This window comes from Gluconobacter sp. Dm-62, from assembly GCF_018256155.1.
Taxonomy (GTDB): Bacteria; Pseudomonadota; Alphaproteobacteria; order Acetobacterales; family Acetobacteraceae; genus Gluconobacter.
On record NZ_JAERLY010000008.1, the window covers coordinates 47,254 to 72,719 of the forward strand.

18 protein-coding genes and 1 riboswitch are annotated in these 25,466 nt (G+C 60.0%); of the genes, 9 read left to right on the top strand and 9 right to left on the bottom strand.

Going from position 1 to position 25,466, the window contains the following annotated elements; all coding sequences use genetic code 11:
* Nucleotides 1-14: 14 nt before the first annotated feature.
* The 4 genes from flgK to rfaE1 all read left to right on the top strand — a co-directional run bounded on the left by flgK (nucleotide 15) and on the right by rfaE1 (nucleotide 6,126).
* A complete protein-coding gene (gene flgK / locus JK202_RS09695) occupies nucleotides 15-1,544 on the top strand; it encodes a flagellar hook-associated protein FlgK (protein ID WP_211560544.1) in 1,530 nt (509 codons plus the stop codon).
* 2 nt (nucleotides 1,545-1,546) lie between these two features.
* Entirely contained in the window at nucleotides 1,547-2,608 is a 1,062-nt protein-coding gene (locus tag JK202_RS09700) for a flagellin (RefSeq protein ID WP_211560546.1), read from the top strand.
* 78 nt (nucleotides 2,609-2,686) lie between these two features.
* Entirely contained in the window at nucleotides 2,687-4,558 is a 1,872-nt protein-coding gene (gene htpG, locus JK202_RS09705; protein ID WP_211560548.1) for a molecular chaperone HtpG, read from the top strand.
* A gap of 128 nt (nucleotides 4,559-4,686) precedes the next feature.
* Entirely contained in the window at nucleotides 4,687-6,126 is a 1,440-nt protein-coding gene (gene rfaE1, locus JK202_RS09710; protein WP_211560550.1) for a D-glycero-beta-D-manno-heptose-7-phosphate kinase, read from the top strand.
* Here the strand turns inward: rfaE1 and JK202_RS09715 are convergent.
* The 6 genes from JK202_RS09715 to JK202_RS09740 all read right to left on the bottom strand — a co-directional run bounded on the left by JK202_RS09715 (nucleotide 6,112) and on the right by JK202_RS09740 (nucleotide 16,081).
* Nucleotides 6,112-6,981, bottom strand: coding sequence for a helix-turn-helix domain-containing protein (locus tag JK202_RS09715; protein ID WP_211560552.1), 870 nt, complete (start codon nucleotides 6,979-6,981; stop codon nucleotides 6,112-6,114). The two genes, rfaE1 and JK202_RS09715, sit on opposite strands and share 15 nt — an antisense overlap.
* Before the next feature lie 211 nt (nucleotides 6,982-7,192).
* On the bottom strand, nucleotides 7,193-10,606 hold the full coding sequence (locus tag JK202_RS09720; protein WP_211560554.1) for an AAA family ATPase: 3,414 nt from the start codon (nucleotides 10,604-10,606) through the stop codon (nucleotides 7,193-7,195).
* Nucleotides 10,606-11,844 carry a DNA repair exonuclease gene (locus JK202_RS09725; RefSeq protein ID WP_211560555.1) on the bottom strand — a complete coding sequence of 413 codons (1,239 nt, stop codon included), beginning with the start codon at nucleotides 11,842-11,844 and terminating at the stop codon, nucleotides 10,606-10,608. Before JK202_RS09725 ends, JK202_RS09720 begins: the two co-directional genes overlap by 1 nt.
* A 50-nt stretch (nucleotides 11,845-11,894) precedes the next feature.
* Nucleotides 11,895-12,398 carry a DUF892 family protein gene (locus tag JK202_RS09730; protein ID WP_211560556.1) on the bottom strand — a complete coding sequence of 168 codons (504 nt, stop codon included), beginning with the start codon at nucleotides 12,396-12,398 and terminating at the stop codon, nucleotides 11,895-11,897.
* Nucleotides 12,399-12,553: 155 nt separating this feature from the next.
* A complete protein-coding gene (locus JK202_RS09735; RefSeq protein WP_211560557.1) occupies nucleotides 12,554-15,088 on the bottom strand; it encodes a TonB-dependent receptor in 2,535 nt (844 codons plus the stop codon).
* Nucleotides 15,089-15,334: 246 nt separating this feature from the next.
* On the bottom strand, nucleotides 15,335-16,081 hold the full coding sequence (locus JK202_RS09740) for a sulfotransferase family 2 domain-containing protein (protein WP_249199910.1): 747 nt from the start codon (nucleotides 16,079-16,081) through the stop codon (nucleotides 15,335-15,337).
* A gap of 159 nt (nucleotides 16,082-16,240) precedes the next feature.
* Nucleotides 16,241-16,449, top strand: a riboswitch (cobalamin riboswitch).
* A 107-nt stretch (nucleotides 16,450-16,556) separates the two neighbouring features.
* On the opposite strand from JK202_RS09740, the gene JK202_RS09745 reads away from it, so the two are divergent.
* The 4 genes from JK202_RS09745 to JK202_RS09760 are packed head-to-tail and all read left to right on the top strand — an operon-like array spanning nucleotide 16,557 to nucleotide 21,168.
* Nucleotides 16,557-18,554, top strand: a complete 1,998-nt coding sequence (locus tag JK202_RS09745) for a TonB-dependent siderophore receptor (protein ID WP_249199911.1) — start codon at nucleotides 16,557-16,559, stop codon at nucleotides 18,552-18,554.
* 28 nt (nucleotides 18,555-18,582) lie between these two features.
* Nucleotides 18,583-19,404, top strand: a complete 822-nt coding sequence (locus tag JK202_RS09750; protein WP_211560558.1) for an ABC transporter substrate-binding protein — start codon at nucleotides 18,583-18,585, stop codon at nucleotides 19,402-19,404.
* Nucleotides 19,401-20,387, top strand: a complete 987-nt coding sequence (locus tag JK202_RS09755) for an iron ABC transporter permease (protein WP_211560559.1) — start codon at nucleotides 19,401-19,403, stop codon at nucleotides 20,385-20,387. The genes JK202_RS09750 and JK202_RS09755 overlap by 4 nt, the downstream gene beginning before the upstream one ends.
* A gap of 10 nt (nucleotides 20,388-20,397) precedes the next feature.
* Nucleotides 20,398-21,168 (top strand): ABC transporter ATP-binding protein, encoded by a 771-nt coding sequence (locus JK202_RS09760; RefSeq protein ID WP_211560561.1) that lies wholly within the window; start codon nucleotides 20,398-20,400, stop codon nucleotides 21,166-21,168.
* On the opposite strand, the gene JK202_RS09765 is transcribed toward JK202_RS09760, so the two are convergent.
* Nucleotides 21,093-22,115 carry a bile acid:sodium symporter family protein gene (locus JK202_RS09765; RefSeq protein WP_211560563.1) on the bottom strand — a complete coding sequence of 341 codons (1,023 nt, stop codon included), beginning with the start codon at nucleotides 22,113-22,115 and terminating at the stop codon, nucleotides 21,093-21,095. The two genes, JK202_RS09760 and JK202_RS09765, sit on opposite strands and share 76 nt — an antisense overlap.
* A gap of 88 nt (nucleotides 22,116-22,203) precedes the next feature.
* On the opposite strand from JK202_RS09765, the gene JK202_RS09770 reads away from it, so the two are divergent.
* On the top strand, nucleotides 22,204-24,138 hold the full coding sequence (locus JK202_RS09770; RefSeq protein ID WP_249199912.1) for a glycoside hydrolase family 32 protein: 1,935 nt from the start codon (nucleotides 22,204-22,206) through the stop codon (nucleotides 24,136-24,138).
* Nucleotides 24,139-24,248: 110 nt separating this feature from the next.
* Here the strand turns inward: JK202_RS09770 and JK202_RS09775 are convergent, their stop codons facing one another.
* Together JK202_RS09775 and JK202_RS09780 are read right to left on the bottom strand one after the other, a co-directional pair.
* Entirely contained in the window at nucleotides 24,249-24,878 is a 630-nt protein-coding gene (locus tag JK202_RS09775; protein ID WP_211560566.1) for a DUF1269 domain-containing protein, read from the bottom strand.
* Between the two features lie 117 nt (nucleotides 24,879-24,995).
* Nucleotides 24,996-25,457, bottom strand: coding sequence for a hypothetical protein (locus JK202_RS09780; protein ID WP_211560569.1), 462 nt, complete (start codon nucleotides 25,455-25,457; stop codon nucleotides 24,996-24,998).
* Between the last annotated feature and the right edge of the window lie 9 nt (nucleotides 25,458-25,466).

A 25,466-nucleotide genomic window follows, 5' to 3' on the forward strand; every position in this document is an offset into this window, starting at 1 on the left:
AGGATACCTGCTCGATGGGACTGAACAGCGCACTCTCGATTGCAACCTCAGGCCTGAACGCCGTTCAGAACGCCATGGCCGTTGCGTCCAACAATGTCTCCAACGCGGGAACAAGCGGCTATATCAAGGAAACCGCCAATGTTCAGTCGAGCGTAGCCGGCAATATGGGCTCTGGTGTTCGCACCGCCGCTACAACACTGGCCACGAACGAGCAGGTTCAAAAAGCGCTCTACGCCCAGAATGCAGACGTGGCGGCTTACACCGCCACCAGCAATTCCCTGTCCAACATCACGGCACTTCAGGGCTCGACCACGGCCACCTCCGGCAGCAGCGGCACACTGTCCGATCAGCTGGGCAATCTTCAGTCAGCCCTGACCTCCCTGACCTCCACACCTGACAGCGCCTCGGCCCAGAGCACCGTCGTCTCTGCCGCCGCCAGCTTCGCCCAGTCCGTCAACACCCTGTCCTCTGCTTACCAGACCCAGCGTCAGACCGCCCAGAACGCCGTGGTCTCATCGGTTTCAGACATCAACACCGATCTCACCACGATCGGTGCCCTGTCCACCAAGATCATGAACCTCAAAAGCACAGGGCAGGATACGGCGGCACTGGAAAACCAGCGTTACACGGCCCTGTCATCCCTGTCTTCGGAACTGTCCGTCTCCTGGTCCGAGTCCGCAAACGGCGACATGACCATCAGCACGGCAGATGGCGTTACGCTCCCCACACGCGACACCAGCAGCGCCAGTCCCGCGACCGTGTCCTCCACGTGGCCGCTTTCCACGTCCTCGGCCCAGATCTCGGTCAGTACGACCTATCCCGGCACGTCTTCCAGCAACACGATCCCTGCCATCACGCTGAATGGTCAGGACGTCACCACCCATCTGACCGGTGGAACGCTGGGCGCCAACATTACCCTGCGTGACACGACGCTTCCCACCATGCAGGCACAGCTGGACTCCCTGACCTCAACCGTCGCCACCCGTCTGCACGATCAGGGCATGCCCCTTTTCACATCCGGCGCAGACGGCACCGTTCCGGGCACATCGCAGACAGATCTCACACCGACCGGAAGCGTTGGCTTTTCGCAGGAAATGAGCGTCTCCAGCGTCTATACCGATGATCCGTCCAAACTGCTCGACAGCAGCTCGTCGGGCACGCAGACTATCCAGAATGTCCTGAGCTACGCTTTCGGAACAACGTCCGATGCCTCCGGAACTGCCCAGACAGCTGCACCAAGCACCGGGCTCGGCGTGACCGGAAACCTTTCGACGGGATATACCGGCAATCAGGGGATCGTCTCCCTCGCAACATCCCTGACGGCAAAACAGGCCGCCACCGCAAGCGATGCCAGTAGTGGCCTCGCCCTGTCGCAGACGACACAAACCAGCCTGACATCCAACCTTACCGGAACCTCCACCGTCTCAGTGGATACGGAAATGGCCAATATCGTCACCCTGCAGAACGCCTATGCGGCCAATGCCAAAGTCGTTTCGACCGTCCAGACAATGTTCAGCGCCCTGCTGAACGCAATCGGATCCTGATCATGACCGGAACCATCTCCAGCTTCGGTTTTGGAGGCATCTCCAGCCAGCTCCTTCTCGGTGTCCAGAATCTTTCACAAAGCCAGAGCGCACTTCAGCTCCAGGCTTCGACCGGCGTTCTTTCCAGCAGCTACGCCGGCCTTGGTTCCTCCCGGACACAGGCTCTCGCCCTTCAACCGGCAATCACGCAGGTTTCTGCCTGGACGAATAACGTCACGAATGCCCAGAATACCCTGACGACGACACAGTCGGCTCTGTCACAGATTTCCACCATTGCCCAGAATCTGACGAGTTCGCTTTCCACACTCGGAAGCACGATGTCCTATTCGAGCGTGACAACGGCTGCCAGTGCCGCCCAGTCGGCCCTGACCTCGCTGGGCAATCTGCTGAACACAAAGCAGGGTGACAGCTATGTTTTCGCCGGGCAGCAGAGCACGACCGCCCCCGTCAGCACAGATCTGGCCACTTCGGATCTGGCCACCCAGATCGAACAGACCGTCAGCCAGCTGGGCTCAACCAGCGCGGACGATGTGCTCAGCACGACGCAGGATCTCGCCAGCAACACCGCAGCCGGGCAACCTTTTTCCGCAACAGTTTCCACTTCGGCCGATCAGGCTTACCAGCAGAAGACGCAGGTCATTGTCGGCCAGTCCGAAACGGTGTCCGTCGGTATGGTTGCCACTCAGGGTGCGACCTCCACGTCCACAACCTCACCAATCCGGGACCTGATGCGTAACCTGATGGTGGTCGCGTCCCTTGGCTCATCCTCAACAGGCTCAAGTGACTATTCCAGCCTGATCTCAGGCCTTCAGAGTTCCATGGACACAGTGACGAGCGGTCTCGGGGACATGAGTGGTCTTCTGGGTGTCCAGCAGAACAGCCTGACAACCCAGACATCCATGCTGACTCAAATGTCTGCCGCTCTGACCACCCAGCTCGGACAGGCGAAAGATGCCGATCTGGCCCAGGTCTCAACGCAGGTGACAGACACCAACAACCAGCTTCAGGCATCCTATTCGCTCATCGCCGACATGAAAGGCATGACGCTGGCCTCTTACCTCTGATTCAGAGGCCGATGCCTGTTGAAAATTAGTTTGTGACACCGCATATCCAGATCACTTTCCTTGACGGAGATTGATGAGATGAGTGAAACGAACAACCAGCAGACTGCCGAAAAGCACGAATTCAGTGCCGAAGTGGGCCGTCTTCTGGATCTGGTGGTCCATGCCCTTTATTCGGATCGTGAAATCTTTCTGCGTGAGCTCGTCGCCAACGCGGCAGACGCCACGGACAAGCGCCGTTTTGAAGCTCTGACAGACAGCGCGCTGGCGCTTCCGGAAAACGCGTCCATCCGCATCAATCCGGACAAGAGCCAGAAAGAACTGACAATCTCCGATGACGGCGTGGGCATGACCCATGACGAACTGGCCCAGAATCTTGGCACGATTGCCCGTTCCGGCACCCGCGCTTTCGGAGAAAAGCTGAACTCTGCAAAGCCGGAAGACCGTCCGAACCTGATCGGCCAGTTCGGTGTCGGTTTCTACGCGGCGTTCATGGTTGCAGACCGTGTGGACGTTACGTCCCGCAAGGCGGGTTCGGATCAGGCCTGGACCTGGTCTTCCGATGGCAAGGGCGCCTTTACACTGAGCCCGGCCTCCCGCTCCACGCCGGGCACCGATATCGTCCTGCACATGAAGGACGACGCTGACGAGTTCCTCGACAGCTGGCGCCTGAAATCCACCATCCGCAAATGGGCAGATCATATCTCCTGGCCCATCACGCTGCGTGAAACCAAGGAAGACGGCACCACGGAAGATCAGGCTGCCAATGAAGGCACGGCCCTGTGGAGCAAGCCGAAATCCGAGATCACCCCGGAACAGTATGCCGAATTCTACCGGCATGTTTCCCGCGCTTTCGATGAACCCTATGCGACGCTGCACTGGCGCGCGGAAGGTGTGACCGAGTTCACGGCGCTGCTGTTCCTGCCCAGCGCCCGCCCGTTCGACTTCATGGAGCAGTCCCGCGAAAGCCGGATCCATCTGCATGTCCGCCGCATGTTCATCACCGACGAAGCCGAACTGGTCCCGAACTGGATGCGCTTCGTTCAGGGTGTCGTCGACACCGAAGACCTGCCGCTCAACGTCTCGCGTGAAATGCTTCAGGCCACTCCGGTCCTGGCCCGCATCCGCAAAGCCGTCACCAAGCGTGTCCTGACCGAGATACGTAACCGCGCGAAAGAAGCCGATGGCGGCTTCAACACGTTCTGGGAAAACTTCGGTGCCGTCATCAAGGAAGGCCTGTGGGAAGACGCTGAACACCGGACGGAAATTGCCGGTTTCGCCCGCTTCCACTCTACGTATGGCGATGATCTGGTCACGCTGGATGACTACGTATCGCGCATGAAGGATGGTCAGGACGCCATCTATTACCTGACCGGTGATAACCTCGACGCCCTTAAATCTTCGGCTCAGCTTGAAGGTTTCCGTGCCCGCGGCCTCGAAGTTCTGCTTCTGTCAGATGCCGTGGATGGCTTCTGGCCCGAGCGTTTGTCCTCCTATCAGGACAAGCCTCTGCGCTCAGTCAGTCATTCCCATGGCGATCTGGAGAAGTTCGAATCCGCTGATGCCGACACGACTGAAGCTGCTGATGTCGAAAAGCTGGTTCCCGCTCTCAAGGATGCCCTTGGCGAACAGGTCAAAGACGTTCGCAGCACGGTGCGCCTGACGGGAAGCGCTGTCGTCATCACATCCGATGGCGGCCCGGACCTGACGATGCAGCGTCTGATGCGCCGCTCGGGTCAGGCCATGCCCGCCATGCCGCCAATCCTCGAAATCAACCCTAAGCACCCGCTTATCAAGGCTCTGACGGAGCGCGTTTCAAAGGGCGAAAGCGTCAAGGACTATGCCAGCGTCCTCCTGGATCTGGCCCGCGTTCAGGAAGGTGAACCCCTCCCCGATCCGACAGGATTTGGGCGCTCGCTCGCACTGTTGCTGGCTGTGCCAGCCGCAGAGTAAACGGCGGCATGTGCGGAAATATACAACTGTAGCGACCAGCAAAGGCGAGGGATGTTTCCCTCGCCTTTTCTTTTTTCCCGCCTCGGTGAAATATGAAATGCTGCGCATGACTGAAGGAGAAGCAGGCCTTGATCGACGATTTCCGCTTTGGCCGCATTACGGTGATTGGTGACCTGCTGCTGGATCAGTATGTCTCGGGGAGCGTCAGTCGTATTTCTCCTGAGGCGCCGGTCCCCGTCGTTCTGCATGACGGTGTGCGTTCGGTGCCTGGTGGGGCTGCCAATGTGGCCGTCAACGCTGCTGCCCTGGGGGCGCATGTGCATCTTGTCGGGCTTGTTGGCGAGGATGAATCGGCTCTGCGGTTAAAAGACACCCTGAAACTCTGGCCCACTATCCAGATGGACGGGATCGTTTCCTCCGCTGACTGGACCACCATCACCAAGACCCGTGTTGTCAGTGGTCGCCAGCAGATCGTGCGCATCGACGTTGAAAAGCTTACTCCCCTTTCCAAAATGGTGCAGCAGCGCCTCATGGAGGAGGCTCTCCGTGCGATCGCCATTTCCGACGTGCTCGTCTGCTCGGACTATGCCAAAGGTGTTCTGACGGATGAGGTCCTGCGGGTTATCATCGCGGCTGGTCGGGACAAGGGTATTCCGGTCATCGTGGACCCTAAAAGACGCACACTGGAAGCCTATGCGGGTGCCACGCTCGTCACACCCAATCGTATTGAGGCGGAACAGGCCAGTGGTTTGCCTGCCCGTACGGATTCTGAAGTTCTGAAAGTTGCGGAGACCCTGTCGGGCCAGTTTGGGGGAGACGTCCTCGTCACCCGCTCGGAAGACGGCATGACATTGTGGCAGCAGGATGCGAAGCCTCTTCATGTCGCCAGCCGTAAATCCGAAGTCTTTGACGTTTCAGGCGCTGGCGATACCGTCGTCGCCACAGTCGCCACTGTGCTTTCCGCTGGACAAAAGCTCGAAACAGCCGTCGTCATTGCAACCGCCGCTGCTGCCCTGTCTGTCAGCAAGTTCGGCACCGCTACGGTCTCGCGTGAAGAGCTTTCCCGCGAACTGCTGCAGGAAATGCCCGAAACCGGCGCCCTCGTTCCAGTCGCACAGGCTGCCCGCATCGTGGAAAGCTGGCACAGGCACGGCGCGAAAGTGGTGTTCACCAACGGATGCTTCGATCTCGTCCATCCTGGTCATGTCAGCCTGCTTCAGGCTGCGGCCCGTGAAGGAGACCGCCTTGTCGTGGCGCTGAATACGGATGCCTCCGTCGGCCGCCTCAAGGGCCCTACCCGACCGGTCCAGAAGGAAGAGGCCCGTGCCCGTGTGATCGGCGCCCTGCGTTCGGTCGATCTTGTCGTCTTGTTTGACGACGACACACCGCTCGACATCATCCGCACTCTCAAGCCGGATATTCTTGTCAAAGGGGCAGATTATACGGAAGATCAGGTGGTCGGCGCAGACGTGGTCAAAAGTTACGGCGGCAAGGTTGTGCTGGTAAATCTTGTTGAAGGCCAGTCCACCACCCGCCTCGTCCAGGGAATGCAGTCAGCCCCGGACTGATGCTGTTGGCTGCTCCAGCCGCATGGAAGAACGCTGACGGATCTCCCGAGGTGATGCACCGAATTTCTGCCGGAATCGCCGGGAGAAATGCGCGGCATTTCGAAAACCATGGTTCAGCGCAATCTGTGCAATTGGCAATGCATCATGGGTTGGATTCATCAGATCCGCATGAATGCGTTCCAGCCGACGATTGAGCATCCAGCCGGCAACAGCCCCTGCCTCACCATCAAAAAGCTGATAGAGCGCCCGTGTTGAAATTCCGGATGCCTCGGCAATGCTCTGGGGCGTCAGATCATGTTCGTGCAGGCGTGTTTCGATATACTGGCGGATATGCTTTTGCCGATGCCGCCGGCGCCCAGCCACACTGACTTCCAGGTCCAGGCAGTCCAGAATCGCAGTAATCAGCAGGTCCGTGACGTGCTGCAAAAGACGCTGACGTGTCTGGGGGATTGTGCCATCCAGAACGCCCGCCTCAAGCATGGATGCCCCGGCTAGCAGGAAAGCGCCCGGTCCCCGCTCCATATCGAAGGATAAAGGCGCCAGACCCGAAAGCATCGGAAGGTGTCGCAGGAGCGGCTTGCGCGCGACACTGAGCAGAAAGACGTCCGCAGTTGGTTCAACACCCGGAGGTGAGGTCAGCGCAGCGAACTGGCGCTGATCCAGATAAAGCTTTCCTGTGGAGTGCCGCGACAGCACCAGCACCGTCCGATCCCGCTCCAGAATTTCGGCAATCGCGGGCGACAGGGCTGTATTGAGACGAACAACAACCGGATCCATCCCACGCGGAGGAATGGCAAGCGTGGCCAGCGGAATAATCCGCTGTGCGTTCAGACCACCGCGGGGGCTGTCAGTCACAACCATGCTCTGGGAGGGAAGGTGAGAATGCCGCTAGACACCATTTCAGTAGAAAAACCAAGCGAAACAACCATAACGGAATGGATATAGGAAAAATCTTACCCTAGGGAAATAGTCAGGCGGTATTTCATACTGTGTCGTCACCCAGTGTCATTTGAGCGGCCAAAAGACCTGAGATCAGCGCACAGTAAATATTTTTTTAAAAACGAAATTATAGTTCTATAGTGCAGCCAATTTCTTTCGATTGATTTAAGATATACCCATGGTGGGTAAAAAATAGTACCTGCGTTTTCTCTGAAATTTCTGACAGGATCTTCAAACCGGCCGCAGTCCTCTCTTCATCGAACGTCACGAACAGGTCATCTGCAAGAAAAGGCAGACGCAGCCCCCGGTCCAGCGCCTGCTCGACCGATGCCAGACGCAGCGCCAGATAAAGCTGGTCGCGTGTGCCTTCACTCATGGCATGAACCGGCACAAGCGTCGTGTTCCCCGGCCTGCTTCCAGCCAGAACCAGCCCGTCCGACCCCTCGTCTTCCGTTGCAAGCCCGTCGTAACGCCCCAGAGTCAGCCGCGAGAACAGATCCCCCGCCCGTGACATCAGCGGCCCATGCGCCTTCTGTCGCCCCTGCTCCACCAGCCGCGACAGCATCAACTGCTGAAGCCTCAGCGAAACATACCGGCTGGCCCGTTCGGCAATTTCCGCTTCCGTCTCCTGAATTTCCTCGGCCGTCTCATGCACCCCCCGGGTATTTTCCAGTTCCGCCAGAACCGCCCGCGCCTTGAACAGCCGCTCATCCACCTCTGACCTCCGGGCATTCAGAGCCGTCGTTTCAGCCTCGATCGCTTCGAATTCCTGCTCAAGCTGCGCCGGATCCGTTCCCCGGGCTTCCTCCAGCAACGCTTCGATCGGCCGGCCATTTCCTGCTTGCAGGATCTGGTCCCGCAACGCATCGCGTGTCTGACAAAGCCGTGCCCGCTCTTCCGCCCGCGACAGAGCCTGCCGCAAATCGTCAGTTTCCCCGACACCAAGCAGCGCGCGTAGCGGCACCAGCTCAGCCTGCAGTTCCGAAACCCGCAGATCCGCCTGCGCAATATGCTCCTCAAGCGTCTTCTGCTGCTGCACAACAGAAAGCCGCTCCTGCTCGCGTCCCTGTTCCCGCGTCAGGAAGTTTTCAAGCTCCGCCGCAGATCCCTGCCCATAGCGCTGGAGAAACGCTCCCAGTTCGGTGCGGAAAGACGCAATATCGCGTGCCTCGGACGCCTGTTCCTTCTGCTCGTTCTCCAGTCGCGTCTGGATCGTTCGCGCTTCACGCACATCCAGCAGATCAGCGCGTTCCGGCCGCCCCGGATAACGACATTCCTGACACGCCAGCGTCCAGTCTGCCTCCCATTGCGCAAGTCTGCGCTCCAGTCTGGAAAGCGCTGCCCTGTCTTTTGCGTGGGCCTCTTCCAGCCGATGGCGATCCTTTGTCCGCGCTTCTGCCTGTCGCGCGTCGCCCTCGTCCTGCTCCAGAACGGCCGCAGCCTGCCGGATCTGAACCGCCAGCCGATCCGATGCACATTCCGCCACGAAAACCCGCAACCGGCGCGCCATATCGGCCCGGCTGTCCGTCGCCTTCTGCAACTGCGCCCGCATGCCGTGCAACACATCCTCAGCCGCAAGTGCCTCCTGTCGTCGCGTGATCCAGACCTGAAGCGAGGCAGGCGGTAACGCCGGTGCACCAAGCGTCTCCAGCAACGCCCCCCAGGCGACACTGCGCCGCTCCATTTCCGCCTCGGCATGAGCCGCCCTGCGCTGCACGTCCTGCACCCGGAGCACAAGGTCTTCACCCTGACGCGACAGTGCAGCAAGTTGCGCCGACTGCTCGGCATGGGCATGACGACGGTCCGCCAGACTGTCCGCATTCTGCACCAGAACGCCAAAGGCTTCCCGCATCGCAGGGGGTGGACACGTCTCAGACCGGAAATGACGCTCCATGTCTTCCCAGAGCCGATCGCGTTTCTGCCGCGTGGTGACAAGCTCCTCCAGCGAAACGGCCTGCCCGTCTTCCTCCAGCCGCCGTCGCTGCTGCGCCAGATGCGCGCCTTCCGTTTCTGCCGCCTGTTCGTCATCGCGCGCAACGCGCCGCTGATCCTCCAGCACCGTCCAGAGCCGTGCCTCGTCTTCAAGCGTTGCCATGTCTGGCAATGCGAGGTCCGTCAGTTCCCCCCTGCGGTCAGAGGTTTTCGCACGCCACGGCACCAGCGCCCCATAAGCCGCCGCTGTAATATCCGCCTGCCGTGCAATGTCTGCGGAAAGACTGTCGATCCGCTCATCCAGTGGACCCAGACTTCTCGCGTCATCCAGTTCCAGCCGGAACAGACGCAAACGCTCAGAAACTGTTTTTTCATCTGCCTTCGAAACGGCTTCAGGATGCAGAAGCTTCAGCGCCTGTTCCGTTTCCTGCAGCCGGTCCCGAAGATCCTGCTCCTGCGTGTGCAGTTGGGTACGGGCCTGAAGCCGCTGATCCAGAGCGTCCAGTTCCGCCAGAGCTGGCAGAATACCCGCTTCACATCCATGTCGTGCCCAGAACTGCTCCAGCCAGATTCCGTCCCGCGTCAGCCGCGCCTGACGGTCTCCGGCCGTTGCTTCAAGCCGTTCAACAAGCACTCCATGATTCAGAAGGGCCCTGATCGCCTCCTGCTCGGCCAGAACGGGATGGACCTTTCCAAACGCCTGAACCTGTTCCGATATCGTTTCAAATCTCTGGCGTTCTATTGAAAGCGCATGCTCTTCCCTGCGCAGCGTATCAAGGATTTCGACGAACCGGACACAGTCCTGAAGCGTCAAATTCCAATTGGGAAAAGAGCTTAATTCCGTTTTTATATCGGTAAGTTTCTGAAACGGAACAGACGTCATTTTCAGACGGGAATTGGTTCTGCGACGTACGCCAAGAGCTTGCTCGTCTTTTTCGCAAACCAGTTTTTCTGTTTCTGATTCAGAAAGTTCCTTGTTCGCAACGGAAAGTTGTCTTGCCGTTGTTGTGTCATTTCGCAGTGTCTTCTGTAACTCCGTCAGCTTCAGTCGCGCCTGCTGAAGTGCCGAACGCGCCCGCCCGGATTTCCATTCCGAACCAACATCCTCCTGAAGCGTCGTCGCCAGCTTCCCAACGCCCTCAAGCCCCAGCCCTGCCGCCAGGATCTGAAGCCCCGCATCATCCTTCAGCCGACGCATTTCCTCGCCGCCTTCCCGTAGCCGCGCATGATCCAGCGCCCAAGCCGCCTCGAACCCTTTCGCATCCAGACCGCCGAGCCAGGTGCGCAACGGCAGATCATCCAGAGCCGCTTTGTCATCCGCCGCAAAAAGCGTCTGGTTCCGTCCCCGACGCCGGACGCCTTCAAAAACCGTCCCATCCTGCTCCAGACAGGCGCCAACCCGCAGCAGCGACGCTGCCGTCATCCAGTCCCCGCCCGAAACATGATGCGGAAACCCAAACAGAAAATCCCGGATGGCACAGAGCGTCGTCGATTTGCCGGCCTCGTTCGGACCATAAATCACATGCAGGTCCCGCTCGCCCTTTGGGAAGGTCAGCGTGGCATCCTGAAAGCCGCCATAGCGTAGAAGGTCGAGACGTTCGAAACGCATTAGTCCGTCTCCCCCACAAGCCGCGCCCGCAAGGCCGCCCGGGCCTGTTCCAGCGGAAACTGCCCCTCTGCCATCAGACTGTCGCGTTCAACGCAGGAGGGCAGGGCGGAGAAAAATCCTTCAAACGCGTCCGGAAGGGATGCCAGAAATTCCTCGTCCTGCATCAGCCCCTCAAGCGCCAGATCCAGCTCCCGCGTCTCCGCCACCCCGGCCCGATGCACAGGACCGGACGTCTCGTTCCGGATTTTTTCCAGCGCAATCTGCGCGGATCCCTGCGCCATCGACACCGCAATGCTCCGCAGATCCTCTTTCCACGCCTGCGACGCGCACAGTCGGCCATGCAGAACACTCCGTCCCGTCAGCACGATCCGCGCAATGACCGTCCGTCCCCCGGCTTCGGACAGCGCGTCTTCCATTTCCCGCCGTGCGGCACCCAGAACCGCATCCATGGTCTGCATGTCGCTGACATCCAGCTCCAACCGGCACCAGCGCACCACATCACATTCCACAAAATCGACGGACCGGACGATCCCGTCCTCAACCGTGACCAGCTCACACCCACACGCCCCGGTCTCGCGTGCATGGCGCCCCTGAAGCACGCCGGGAAACACGATCCACGGATGCTTGCAGACAATTTCGCGCGCATGGACATGCCCCAGCGCCCAGTAATCATACCCCTTGGCCGAGAGCGTCTCGACGGAGCAGGGGGCATAGGTCTCGTGCTCCCCATACCCCGAGAGCGACGTATGCAGCACACCGATATTGAAGCGCCCCGCCACCGGCGCGGGATAGGCGCGTGTCATGTCCTGCGTGACATGCCGGTCCCGGAAACTCTGTCCATGCAGCGCCACGCCCAGCTCAGGCCAGTGCAGCGTCTGCGGCGCATCATAGGAGAAATGGTCGATCCCGTCCGGCAGCGGCAGTTCGCGCGCAATGACCGACTGGGCATCATGATTGCCCGAAAGCGTCACGACCCGGATACCCGCCTGAACCAGACGGCTCAGCGCCCGGACCATGTAAAGCCCGGTCCCCACATCCTGCCAGGACCCGTCATACAGATCCCCCGCCAGCACGACGAAATTGACCTTTTCCGTCAGCGCCGTCTCGACCAGCCGGTCCAGCGCGCGCCGCGTGGAGCCGCGGATTTCCGCTTCGGGAAGCCCCTCGTAACGGCTCAGCCCCCTCAGGGGGCTGTCGAGGTGAATGTCAGCAGCATGAAGAAAGCGGAATGAGGACATGCACGAAGTTTACGCCCTCGCGGATGTCTTGCAAGCCGGGTTGAGCCGTCTCAGGCCGCAGCCAGATACTGGGCTACGATTTCAGGCATCAGCCCCTCAAGTGCATTGGTCGAAGCGACTTCCTCGTCCTTGAGACATTCCAGAGCCGCCGCATCCTGCGTAAAGCCAAGCTGCCGCGCCAGCACGATCAGAACCTGAAGGGACGTGATCTGATGCGCGCGATACCCGCTCGCCGCCAGCACGTTCTTCAGAACGTCATGCTCCTCCCCGCCATGCAGCAGACCCGAGACCGTGCTGAGAATGGACGAGACCGTCTCATGCGGAACCGGGGCAGGGTGCCCATGCCGGGACAGAAGGGTCGTGATCTCCCGTGCATGACTCCGGCCCATCGCCAGATCCTGCTCCATCCGGCGGCACAGCTCCGGATACTGCTCACATACAGGAAGCTCGCAAAGCGCAGTCTCGATGGCCTTGGATTCAATGGACAGGTGATCCCGCAGAGCGTCCAGATAGAGATCCAGCGCTGACCTGGCCGTTGTTTTCGTTCTGCCCACCGTGGATCCTCTTTATCTTTGGCGCGATCTTAAATGGCCATATCGTCGAATAGAGTGCAAGAGCGCAGAGCCGTCCCCACAGAGCCTTTCCAGCAAAGAAAAACCCCATGCCGGAAACCGGCATGGGGCATTCAGGCTCAGCAGGATCTGAAAGATCAGAAACCGGCGCTGACGGAACCAATCGCGGCGAAAGGAGCAGCGATCATGTAGGTCGGAGCCGTTCCCTTGATTGTGTTGCCGAAGATGCCGCGCTGTGCAGTGGCATTGGTCGTCGGCGAGGTCGGGAAACCAAGGTAATGGTTGTTGGTGATGTTGGTCAGATTCAACTTAATGTTCGGAGCCTGTAGGAAACCAAGCGTCTTGAAGCGGTAGCCAACCGTGATGTCCATCTTGACGTAACCAGGGATGCTCTGGTCGTTCATAAAGGTGGAGTACTGCTTGGCGACATACTTCAGCTTGTAGGCACCGAAAACATTGCCATCATCATAGTCGAGATTAAAGCCGACCTGATACTTGGGGGTGTCCGGAGCAAACTTGCCACTTGTCTTCAGGTAGTCGACCGTATTCGAGCTGCTGGCACGAAGATTGCTCGTGGTGCGAGCATCAACATACTCGAACGAGGCATAGGGACGGATGTGATAGAAGATCGGGCGTGTTCCGATTTCCGCATCCACACCGTTTGTGCTCTGGCCACCGGCGTTGACGTTAGTCGTGGCGTAGTTGAGGCAGGAGCTGTCAAGACATTCGGTCTGGGAGAACAGACGGTTCGTGAAGTTGTAGTGGAAATACGTGACCGAGGCCATGACCGTCGGGCCAGTGTATCGAAAACCGGCTTCTTCGGAAATGGAGATTTCCGGCTGCTGGTTCTGGTTGGCCTGCGTTCCGTAGTAGTTTCCGGAAGCAGTTTTGGACGGCAGGTAGTACGTGCCGGCATCATACAGGGAGTAGTTCGTCGGGATACGGAAGTTCGTAGCGCCCGAGACGAAAACCTGCATCTCCGGATTGATCTGATACCGGATCGAGGCCGTCGGCAGCGGCTGGTAATACGTCTTGTCGATATACGGACCCGTAGATGTATTTGGCAGGAAGTTGTGACCATCACGTGTGACGATCGCGTATTTCAGGCCAGCGTCGATGGTCAGCTTGTTATGGAACAGCGACAGGCTGTCGCCGATGAACATGGTGTGCGTACGCGTCTGGGTCAGGGACTGACGGTACTGGTAGGTCGTGCCGTCGTTGAACACGTAGTTCGGCCCACCACCCCACAGGTTCCACGGCGTACCATCGGCGCCGATGCCGGTTCCCGGTGCGGTCTGGGACTGCTTGGCATACTCGAACCAGTAACCGACCATCAGACGGTTTACGCCTGTGGTCAGCGTCAGCTTCGTGACAGCACCCGGACGATACGTCGTCGTGATGGACGGCTCATAGATAAGGCTGCCCTTCGCGGGGGTCTTGCCGTCCAGAGTACCACCCATGGTGGTCTGGCCCCAGTTCGTGGGAACGGAGTAGGCTGCGCCACCGCTGCCACTCCCGTACCAGAAGTACGGCGTCTCCGTCAGGACGAGATGATCGGTCAGCTTGAAGGTGGACGGGGCACTGGCATAGATGTTCGTAAACGGGTTCTGATGTAGTTTATAATAGTTGCTGTTGTTCTGCTGATAAACGCCATTATAGACAGTATTATTGATCGTGGCGCCGGTTTTATTGACGAACGTCGTACCGTTTGGACGGGTACAGGTGCTGCCGCTATAGCAGGTTGCGACGTTCTTGTCCTTCACACCGAAACCGTACGTGTCCCAGGAGGCCTGATTCACGCTCGGCGTAAGGTAATTGTAAAGACGGTTGCCGACGATCGCGAGCGAAACGCGGTTGCCATCACCCCAGTCATTCACGAACTTCGCTTCGGCATGCAGTTTGCGGTTTGTTGCCTCGGAGTGGATGGCATCTTCTGTTGCATAGGAGCCGGAGAAATATGCGCGCAGATTGGTCTGGCCGATTTTTCCGGTATCCAGACGCAGGAAGCCGCGTGTGTAGTCATACGAACCGTAGGAGACGTCGAAAGCTCCGCCCTTCTGCATCTTCGGATCGATCATGTACATGTCGACCACGCCGCCGGTGGCGCTCAGATGCGGACTGTCGAGGTCAGCCGAACCCTGTGCGAGGCTGACCTTGCGCAGGTTCTCGGAGTCCACGATTTCCTGGGAATAGACCGAGAAGGAACCGATATCGTTGATCGGGAAACCTTCAAGCGTGAAACCCATCTGCGCCTGGTCGAGACCACGGGCGCTCATATGGCTTCCCGTCAGGCCTGCCGGATCGGAAGACGTAACGTTCGCACCTGGAAGCAGCGCGATCAGCTGCATCGGATCCTGGCCCGGTGCCTGCTTTTCGATATAGTCGCGGGAAATAGCAGAAACGGACTTTGCGGAGTCCTGTTTCTGCATCAGACCACCACCGACATCGCGGCGTGTTACGCCATCGAAATAGGTATGATGACCGCTGACAGAGACATGTTCTTCATGTTCGTCTGTTGGAGCCGTGTTACCCATCATGGACGGAGCGGCAGCAGCGACTTTCGTAGGGCTCTTCTTGGTAGAAGGAGCCGTGCTGTCTGCGGGTGCGGCAAATGCCGACACCGTACCGAACGCAAACAGGGCCGAAGTCGAAAGCAGGCGAGCAAGGCGCATCGTATTTTCGGTCTTTCTCGGTCAGGTGAACTTTCAGCCGAGAAAAAGCATGAGTGACGGTGTTATTTCAATCAGATGTAGGGTGATACATTATGACATGGAGGGGGTATGGCAATTTAGTCACATTTCACTGCCGTAACGGCGACAAATGGCAGGAAACTCCCCATGCATTGTGACATTTAGAAGACAGATCCCGTTTTTCTGGGGCCGATCGTTTCGAAATCTCATTCTGCGGGACGCAGGGCTTCATCCGCGCTGTAGAGCTGACGAATCCTTTTTGCCTGGGCAGCTTGTCGGCACGACATCATGGCTGTTGCCGTTCAGATGCGGAATTGTCTTCCCTTGCAGGGCAGGCACCAGGTCGGGCAGGGACGAGATCTTGTGCATCGGGAAAAGCTGGTCGACGGCAAGTTGGCCGTTTCGGTCGCAGACATAAAGGGTCTGCGGTCGGAAGACATGGTCCATATCATAGACCGATGAACAGGACTCCACATGGTTGATCGCATCATCCAGCGTGTGGAAAGAGCGGTAAAGTGCATTGACGGAAGGATGGATTTTCACTCGCGATGTTCCGCCACGACGGGCGAAGGCCCATGCGGATACGAAACGCTCCACCGGATCGCGCCAGATCGCAAAGCTGGGCAGGGTCCGCGACAGATCGGGCGCGACATGCTGATAGTAGCGCCAGGTCTCATGCATCATGATCCCGCCATACAGCAGGTCACAGATCGAAGTCCCCCCGTTCTTGGGGACATGGATAAAAAATGCTCCCGCTTCCCGGATACGTTCGATCCTCTGAAGGCGCTTCTGGCCCAGCGGAAGGCGCAGTCGCAGATCGGCAGCCCGGGCATGGACGTCGTTATATTGCCGAACCCGGAAGGCGGTACACAACAGGCGCTGGGGAAGGCCAGGCCCCTCTGTCTTGCTGCCAGTGTGCCCTGCTGGCAGGGCGCAGTCCTGTTGAACCGTTTGGGCAGCAGAGGGGGGCGTCATGATCGTGTCCTGATCCTGTGTCTGATGGGAGGAACAGTGACTGGCGGGGATAGTCGAAGCAAAGTGTGGATTGTAACGGAATGAAAGCCATGTTGCAGGGCTGTACCGTGCCAAATCCGTCATGAATGGACGTTTGTGTTTGACTTGTTTTGCCCGGGGCGCTTCATGACACCTGACGGTGCCCGGTCTTCCGGGTGAAAAGGGAACGCAGTGCAAGACTGCGGCTGCCCCCGCAACTGTAAGTGCTGACTGTTATTCCTCGCGGAGTGACTGACTGGCCTCAGGGTATGTATCCACTGGCCTGTGCCGGGAAGGGGCCTGAAGCCGGAGCACAAGCCAGGAGACCTGCCGTCAGTATGAGTTGTCCGAAGGACGGTCCGGGCGGGGTGCATCGGAACGCCGGGTCAGACCGCGCTGCTGCGGGGTTTGCCTCCTTCTTGAGGGCAACGCAGAACAACGAGACCTTACCATCACCATGCCCCGTATTCCCTGTTTTCTCTTCGCGACGAGCATGCTTGTCACCGTTCCTGCACTGGCGTCCGCTCACGCTCAGGAACCGGATCCCGCGCAGAAACCCAAGGCACCCCCAGGCGCTTCTTCCGGGAAAATTACCAATACCCCCCCGGCGTCTCTGGCATCCATGACGTCTTCCATGTCCGAGACTGTCACGGTGACGGCGAACCGTATCCCGCAGGATCTCAGCAAGGTTGGCTCGCAGGTTACGGTTGTGACCCAGCGTGACATTGAACTTCTTCAGAGACGTGACCTCGCCGACCTTCTGGCGCGTGAACCGGGCCTGAACATGGTTCGTACGGGTGGGCCCGGCGGCACGGGATCAATCTTCATGCGCGGCGTGAACTCGAATGAAGTGAAGGTGCGGCTGGACGGGATGGATATCAACGATCCGTCCACCCCGGCCGGGGCATTTGATACGGCGCAGTTCCTGACGGACGGTCTGGCCCGCGTGGAAATCCTGCGCGGCCCGCAGGGCGGCCTGTATGGTGCGGATGCGATGGGCGGCGTCATCGACATGACGACCAAGCAGGGGCAGGGACCGCTGCACGGTTTTGTCCGTCTTGAAGGCGGCAGCTATTCCACGAAGAACCAGACGGCTGGTGTTTCGGGCTCGCTGCACCGTTTTCATTACATGGTTGAAGTCTCGCACAACCATGTCGGCGACTATCAGGCCGTGCCGAAAGCCATCCGTGCGCAGGTTCACGACCATGACGTCGCGTCCAACCGCAACGACAACCGCACGGCCAATGTGCGGCTCGGTTATGACGTGACGGATAACTTCGACCTAGGCTTCACGGCCCATCTGACGCAGGCGGATTACGAATACGTCGCCGACGATTACAGCTCCTATCCGGCGCTGCCGTCAGCCCAGCAGAACGAGAGCGACCTAAAACAGGCGATCCTGCGTGGCACGGCGCATCTGAAGTCCTTCAAGGGCGTGTTCGAGCAGACGCTGGGCGTTGGGTACATCACCTATCGCCGTCATGACATTACGGCTGGTGATCCGGAAATCTCGTCCAATCGCGGCGACCGTCTGAAGGTGGACTGGCAGGGCCTGACCCATCTCGGCCATAACGGCTCCTTCCTCGTGGGTTATGACTATATCCGCGAGCGGATCATGACCCCGGTCGATGCCCAGACCACGACGAATGCCGCATGGGGCCAGCTCGAAGGCCACTGGCACGACATTCTCTTCGGATCGGCCAATATCCGCTACGACAACAATTCCCGTTACGGCAATTACGTGACCTGGCGTGTCGCCCCGGCTGTGAAGATTCCTGGCACCGGCCTGACACTGAAGGCCAGCGGTGGCTCGGGCTTCCATGGTCCGTCGCTGAACCAGCTTTTCGTCAGCTATCCGGCCTATTACTCCCTTGCCAATCCGAACCTGCGGGCCGAGCGCCTTCTGGGCTTCGATGCCGGGTTTGAAGAGCGTCTGCTGGACGGCAAGCTGACCTTTGGCGCCGACTATTACGGCAACCATGTCCGCAACCTCATCAACTATGCCCTGTCGGGTTATAACTACACCTATATCAACGTCGCCCGCGCCCAGACGCATGGTGTGGAAGCCTTTGTTGATTACCGCATCATCAAGAGCGTGGACCTGCGCGGCACCTACACCTGGACGGATGCCACAAACCGCAGCACGGGCGCTGCCCTCGTGCGCCGGCCACGCCACAAGGCTACGGCCAGCGTCATCTGGACGCCGACCAAGCGCCTGAGCATCACGCCAAGCCTGCTCTATGTCAGCGGCTGGCACGATCTCGACCGTTACACCTCCATGAACACAATCGGTCATGACTATGTGACGGTGAACATCGCCGCGGAATACAAGCTGGCGAACTTCGTCACCCTCTTTGTGCGTGGCGACAATCTGGGGAACCGGTATTATGAAAATCCGGTCGGCTATCTCCAGCCAGGCCGGTCCTTTTATGGCGGTGTGACGTTTGGCCTTTAAGGCGTTCCTTCACGTCCTTTCAGCCCCGATGGCAGTTCTGCTGCTGTCGGGCTGGCTTACCGGGTCGGCAGATGCTGGTCCGGTACGAACCCGTATCGTTTCCCTGAATCTGTGCACGGACGAACTGCTGCTCGAACTGGCAGAACCTGCCCATATTCTGGGTCTCAGCCCCTTGGCGGCCGACTGCGCTGAATCCGTGCAGTGCGAGACCGCAAAAACCCATCCCGTTCAGCGACCGGATGGTGAAAACCTCGTCGCTACCCGCCCGGATCTTGTTCTGGACGGGACCTGGCACAAACCGACAGTTCCGCTCGTGACAGGTGCCATGCACGTTCCGTTCGTACAGCTTCCGTCTGCCGCGTCGCTAACGGATATTCCCAATCAGATCCGCACCATAGCCCGCGCCATCGGAGAAGATGCCCGTGGCGAGGAACTGGCCCATACTTTCACTAATCATCTGCCAGACCTGCACGCGGCCCATCCGGAAAAAATCCTGACTGCAACAGTTATCGGCGCCAATCTGTCGGGCGAGGAAGGCGGCCTGATCACGGACATCCTGACCCGGGCCGGTTTTCGCCTCTCCACTTTCGGACGCTCTGACGGCACCATCCCGATAGAAATGCTGATCGCCCATCCGCCAGACCTTTTGGTGACCGGCATGATTTCCGAAGGTTCCTCTCTGGCTGAAAGCGCCGTGCAGCATCCCGCGTTGAAAGACCGTTTCAGGGGGCCGCATCTTCTGGCGCTTCCCGGGCGACTCACCCTGTGCGGTACGCCCGAAACCCTCGATGCGCTGACCGCCCTGATCGCCGCGCATGACCGTCTGACCGGCACGGAGCCCTCGCCATGAGCCGCTACACACTGACTGTCGCCGTACTGTGCACGCTGGTTCTGGCCCTCGCCATCCTGTCACTGTCCGCAGGCCCGGCGGGGATCGGCGTCATTCAGGGCCTGTCCGACATGCTGTATGGCCGTGAGACGATTGCCGCGACCATTATTGGTCAAATCCGGCTGCCGCGCATGATCCTCGCTTTGCTGATCGGCGGAACGCTCGGCCTGTCGGGTGCGGCGCTGCAGGGACTGGTCCGCAATCCGCTCGCTGATCCGGGCGTGCTGGGGATTTCGGGTTGTGGCGCACTCGGGGCGGTGCTGGTTTTCTATACCGGCGTCTCTACGCTCTGGGCGCCTGCGCTTCCGCTGGCGGCGTTGTCCGGCGCCGGGCTCGCGACACTCCTGCTTCTGGCCCTGACCCGTGGCGGCACTCTGGTTCTGGTGCTCGCCGGTGCCGCGCTGGGCTCTATGAGCGCTGCCCTTCTGGCCCTGACGCTCAACCTCGTGCCGAGCCCCTATGCGTCCTACGAAATCATGCACTGGCTCATGGGCTCCCTGTCCCGTGCCAGCCTGCATGACGTGCTGATCGCCACACCGGGCCTCCTGGTCGGCTCGGCCCTGCTGTTCAGCACCAGACGCTCCCTCGACGCCCTGACCCTTGGCGAAGACGTTGCCCAGACGATGGGCTTCCCCTTGCGTGCGGTACAGTGGCGCGTCGTGCTCGGAACGGCGCTCGCGGTTGGCAGTGGTGTGGCTGTCGCGGGCGGGATCGGGTTCGTTGGCCTCGTCATGCCGCATCTGCTGCGCCCGCTCGCCGGCGCTCGCCCGTCGCGCCTTTTGCTGCCGTCTGCGCTGGGTGGTGCGGCGCTTCTGCTGGCTGCGGATTTGTTCGTGCGCCTGCCCGTCAGCGGTGCCGAACTGCAACTCGGCGTCGTGACGTCCCTGATCGGAACACCGGTCTTTTTTTGGCAGGTCTGGCGCCTGCGCGGCAGGCCGGTATGAGGAGTGCGCCATGATCCTCCAGACAGACACGATCAGCCTGACCCTTCAGGGCAACCGGCTTCTCAACGATATCGCGCTGGACGTGCATCCCGGTGAAGTCCTCGGCCTGATTGGCCCCAACGGTGCGGGCAAGAGCACACTGCTGCGAATCATGGCCGGTCTGCTGCGCCCCGAGACCGGACGTGTTCTGCTGGACGGGCAGGACCTGTTCACCATGCCCTCCGAACAGCGCGGGCGTCATCTGGCCTATCTTCCGCAGGAGGCGCCGGCTTCCGTCGGCATGACCGTGCGGGACGTTGTAACGCTCGGACGGCTGCCTCATCGCCGCACGGCTTCGCCGGAACAGGACGCCGCCGCCGTGCAGCAGGCTCTCGATGCGGTCGGGATGAGCGCTTTCGCCGACCGCTCCTCAGCCCGCCTCTCAGGTGGTGAACGCGCCCGCGTCCTGCTTGCTCGCGCGCTTGCAGTTCAGGCTCCGATCCTGCTGGCTGATGAACCCGTCGCGGCGCTCGATCCCGCGCAGGCCCTGACGGTCATGGATCTCTTCGGCCAATACGCTGCACAGGGTCAGGCTGTCGCCGTTGTCTTGCACGATCTTGCACTCGCCGCCCGCTTTTGCACGCGCATTGCCGTCCTGTCGCAGGGGCGTCTCGTCAGTATAGGCACTCCCGCCGAAGTCCTGACGGACGCCCTGTTCGCCGAGGTTTACGGTGTGGCCGTGCGGCGTTGTGGCGAGGTCGCCGTGCCTTGGTCGCTGGTCTCGAGCGCGCGACGCCCATAACGCCGGGCCAGCAGCGTGCAGGTGAAGAGCTGGATCTGGTGATAGATCATCAGCGGCAGGACGATGATGCCAACCGATGCCGCCGGGAAAATGACGCTCGCCATCGGCACGCCTGACGCCAGCGACTTTTTCGAACCGCAGAACTGGAGCGCGATTTTGTTCTCCGTTGTCTGCCCCAGACCGTCGCCCATCAGATGCGACAGCACCAGAACCAGCGCCAGCATGAAACTGTCGAGCAGTGCGACTTCCAGCAGATGCGCGCCCGAAACCCGGTGCCAGATCCCTTCCACAACGGCCGAACTGAACGCCGTATAGACCACCACGATGATGGACCCGCGATCGGTGAACGAGATCAGGATCTTGTGTTTCCGTACGATCGGTCCGACCCATTTCTGCAGGATCTGCCCGAGTGCGAATGGCAGCAGCAGCTCCTTGCTCACGTCGAGAATGGACTCCAGTGGCGAATGTCCCGCGCCCACATGTCCGAGCACCAGTCCAGTCAGCAGCGGCGTGAGTGCAATGCCCGCGATGTTGGAGACCGTCGCCGCGCAGATCGCCGCCGGGACATTGCCTTTCGCGATGGAGGTCAGCGCGATGGAGGACTGCACGGTGGACGGCAGACAGCACAGGAACAGGATGCCCGACCACAGCTCTTCACCGAACAGCGCATCCGGAAAGACGGACCGGAACAGCAGATGCAGCCCGATCCCCAGCAGTGGAAACAGCGCGAACGTGCAGAGCAGCACGCTCCCCTGAACCTTCCAGTCCTTCACGCTGTCCACGATGGCATGGCGTTCGAGCTTTGCGCCCTGAAAGAAGAACATGAACGTGATGAGGATCGTCACGACATGCTGGAGAATATGCTCCAGCTGCCCACGGCAGGGCAGGAAGGACGCCAGCGCAATCGCGCCAATGAGGGACAGGAGAAAGGGGTCGAGACGCTTCATGCCGCACTATGTCCGTATCCTGACCGGACATGCAATGTCATGTCAGGCCAGCCTTTTGAAAACGGGCATCTCATGTATCCTGCCCTCCATGACAGACCATAATGACCTGCCAGCGCCGGGCCGCCGACGTGCCCTGACGTCCCTTCTTGCCGCGGGAACCGTCGCCGGAACCCTGCGTCTGACCGGCAGGGCGAACGCCGCCGCTGAACCGCCCAAAGATGCGCTCACGTCCCACGGCCATCAGCCCAGCAATGCGCATATCGAGCCCGCCGATCAGCCTGGCGCAAATAACAAGCCTGTCATCCGCACCCAGAGCGATTATTTCTATCGCCCTTCCATTCATTTCTCGCCGCCCACCGGCTTCATGAATGACCCCAACGGCCTGATTTTCGACGGCCAGACCTATCATCTCTATTACCAGTATGACCCGACCGCTCCCTATGCCGGACGCGTCCACTGGGGCCACGCCACCAGCACGGATCTTTACACCTGGCAGGACCAGCCCATCGCCATCGACCAGACTGCGGCGGGCGAGGCCTATACCGGCTGCGTCGTGCTGGACCGCAACAACGTCTCGGGCCTCTTCCCGCCCCACAAACTGGACGAAACTCCCGCCACACCAGCAATCCCGACCGCGACGCAGGCGGCCGTGCAGGCGCTGGCGCCGGAACTGCAGAAAACCACGTCCGACACACCTTTCGCTCCGGACCGGATGCCGTCGCTCGGCCCCAGTGCCTCGGCGCCGTTTGGTTCGGTCTATGCGCCGCCCATCGGCTCGGATGTTCATGCCACGCCGCCCGCACCAAAGCTTCCGCCGATGCCGGGTGGCCTGGTCGCGATCTATACCCGCGCCACGCCGCAGAGCCAGACGCAGTACATCGCCTGGAGCCCCGATGGCGGCCAGCATTACATCGACTACGACCACAACCCGATCCTGAATATCGGCGTGAATTCCTTCCGTGATCCCAAGGTCTTCTGGCACGAGTCCAGTGGAAAATGGATCATGGTGGTGGTCAGCTCACGCGCCCACAAGGTGCTCTTCTACGGCTCCATTGATCTGCTGCACTGGATGCATCTCAGCAGCTTCGGTCCTGCCGGCCTGTTCGGCGTGGACTACGAATGTCCCAACCTGATCGAACTCGACATCGAGGGCGATGAGAAGGGCAGCCGATGGGTCTTATTCGTTTCCGTTAATCCGGGCGGTCCGCTGGGCGGCAGCGTCACGCAGTATTTCGTGGGCGATTTCGACGGCGAGCGCTTTACGCCCGACAATACCGTGATCGGTCTGACGGACTTCGCCAAGGACAGCTACGCCATGCAGGTCTATGACAGCATGCCGGACAACAAGGCGGTCTATTTCGCCTGGTTCGGCAACTGGCAATACTGCGAGGAAGTCCCGAACCGGAGCTGGCGCGGTCTCATGACCTTGCCGCGGCGCATGTCCCTGCGCCGGGATGAAATGAACTGGCTGCGTCTGGTGCAGCGTCCCTATGGACTCGAAGCCTTTCGGGGCGAAAAGATCCCGTTCAAGGTGGACCGTATCGCGGCCCAGAGTGGCGTGCAGGTTGCGCTTCCCACGGGCACGGCCATCGAACTGCTCCTGACCGTCACCGTCGATGAACGCAGCAACCCGCAGCCGGACGGCGAACAGGGCCGCGCGGGCCGCTTCGTCATTGTAATTTCGAACGGGCAGGGAGAATCCCTCTCCATCGGCTTCGATGCCTTCTCAAGCCAGCTCTGGCTCGACCGTGGCGATCTGCACGGCTTCTCCCAGCCCTTCTTCACGGAGCGTTTCTCCACGCCCCTGATCGCCAACAGCCGTCGCTTCTCCCTGCGACTGGTGCTGGATGCCTGTGCGCTGGAGCTTTTCGCCAATGACGGTCTTTCCGTCGCCACCGCTCTGGTCTTCCCTGCCAATCCACTGACGACGCTGGGCCTTCAGGCGACCAATACCGGTGCGACAATCGAGGAACTGGCGCTTTATCCGCTGCGCAAGACCATGGACCGCCCGACCGCGCTTTAGGAAAACGCAAAACTGCCTCAGCGGACAAGTGGCTCATAAAAAACGGGCCATCGCAACACCGGTTGTCGCGATGGCCCGCATCATGGCTTCAGAGGTGGAGCAACCCGATCTCAGCCGCCTGTAATCCGGTTTTTCAGATTATGAAGGCTGGTCGAGACCTGCTTCTGCCACTCGCCCATGCGTTCGTGCCATTCGGTTGAATGCTGTTGAACGAGAACCCGCTCGGCTTCCGTTGCTGCGGCAACCTGTGCCTTCTGCTGGGCCAGAACCTCGCGCTCCACGGCCTCGATCGGACGACGTAGAACTAGCGAAGCCCCCAGAGACCCGGCCAGATCGTCCACGACCTGCGGCCCATATTCCTGAACCGTCGCAATCACGGCCGTCGTTCCAACAGGAATAACAGATGCAATCTGTGCCAGAAGGCTGCTGCGGATTGCCGCATCCTCAACCGACAGGCTGGACCCCACAAGCGCGCCCATGGATGCCCCGAGCAGCACGCCCAGCGGCCCAAGCAGAAGCCCGACGAGCGATCCCAGCAGTGTTCCGTTCAGAACCTGCTCGCCGGAAGAGCCGTTGGCCCAGTTGTCATGGATGATGATGTTGCCGTCCGTGCCGCGCTCAACCACGGCTTCGTTGGCGACAACCAGCTTCTGGTCCTCAGCGCGTTCCCGAAGTTCGGAAAACGCCTGGAATGCCTTGCTCTGCTCTGTGAAGGAGAGAACAAGAATATTGGTATCCATTATAGGTCATGCTCCGCTCCCCCGCGAAAAATCCGGAAGAGACGGGCACGCGGGGGAAGTGTCCGACCTGTAACTGCAGCCTTCTCCGGAAGAAGGCTGCGGCAGGAGGACACCAGATTACTTGCTCAGCGTAAAGGTCAGACCCTGTGCGCCTGCAGCCAGACGAGCACCCTGGGTTGCCGTCTCGATCTTGATACGCACGCCATTGCTGTTGGACAGGACAGCGCCGCCCAGACCCTTATCGAGCGTTGCCTCTCCGGCAAGCGCACCGTAGCTGCCGTCGAAATCATGCAGATGCTTCAGGTTATAGACGGGACCTTCGGCTTTCAGGGAGGAGTAGCCGACCGCAGCGATGTTCCCACCGCTAACCTTGAAGTGATAGGTGTGATGACCATAGGTCAGAGTGCCGTCACCCCAGGTATAACCGACGCCGACGTCAGCAGAATGAGCGGCAAGCGTGATGTGTCCGACCGGGGTGCCCAGCGTGTCCTCAGCCCGGACTGCAGGAGCTGCGACAAGACCTGCTCCAAAAAGGACTGCTGCAAGGGCGACGCCACGACGGCTGATGTTGATGGACATGTTCAGTAC

Excerpts from the sequence above, each read along its gene's own strand:
- JK202_RS09775 (WP_211560566.1), bottom strand. The coding sequence starts at position 24,878 with ATGGATACCAATATTCTTGTTCTCTCCTTCACAGAGCAGAGCAAGGCA.
- htpG (WP_211560548.1), top strand. The coding sequence starts at position 2,687 with ATGAGTGAAACGAACAACCAGCAGACTGCCGAAAAGCACGAATTCAGT.
- JK202_RS09780 (WP_211560569.1), bottom strand. The coding sequence starts at position 25,457 with ATGTCCATCAACATCAGCCGTCGTGGCGTCGCCCTTGCAGCAGTCCTT.
- JK202_RS09770 (WP_249199912.1), top strand. The coding sequence starts at position 22,204 with ATGACAGACCATAATGACCTGCCAGCGCCGGGCCGCCGACGTGCCCTG.
- JK202_RS09700 (WP_211560546.1), top strand. The coding sequence starts at position 1,547 with ATGACCGGAACCATCTCCAGCTTCGGTTTTGGAGGCATCTCCAGCCAG.
- JK202_RS09765 (WP_211560563.1), bottom strand. The coding sequence starts at position 22,115 with ATGAAGCGTCTCGACCCCTTTCTCCTGTCCCTCATTGGCGCGATTGCG.
- JK202_RS09755 (WP_211560559.1), top strand. The coding sequence starts at position 19,401 with ATGAGCCGCTACACACTGACTGTCGCCGTACTGTGCACGCTGGTTCTG.
- JK202_RS09750 (WP_211560558.1), top strand. The coding sequence starts at position 18,583 with ATGGCAGTTCTGCTGCTGTCGGGCTGGCTTACCGGGTCGGCAGATGCT.
- JK202_RS09720 (WP_211560554.1), bottom strand. The coding sequence starts at position 10,606 with ATGCGTTTCGAACGTCTCGACCTTCTACGCTATGGCGGCTTTCAGGAT.
- JK202_RS09745 (WP_249199911.1), top strand. The coding sequence starts at position 16,557 with ATGCCCCGTATTCCCTGTTTTCTCTTCGCGACGAGCATGCTTGTCACC.
- JK202_RS09740 (WP_249199910.1), bottom strand. The coding sequence starts at position 16,081 with ATGACGCCCCCCTCTGCTGCCCAAACGGTTCAACAGGACTGCGCCCTG.
- JK202_RS09735 (WP_211560557.1), bottom strand. The coding sequence starts at position 15,088 with ATGCGCCTTGCTCGCCTGCTTTCGACTTCGGCCCTGTTTGCGTTCGGT.
- flgK (WP_211560544.1), top strand. The coding sequence starts at position 15 with ATGGGACTGAACAGCGCACTCTCGATTGCAACCTCAGGCCTGAACGCC.
- JK202_RS09725 (WP_211560555.1), bottom strand. The coding sequence starts at position 11,844 with ATGTCCTCATTCCGCTTTCTTCATGCTGCTGACATTCACCTCGACAGC.
- JK202_RS09760 (WP_211560561.1), top strand. The coding sequence starts at position 20,398 with ATGATCCTCCAGACAGACACGATCAGCCTGACCCTTCAGGGCAACCGG.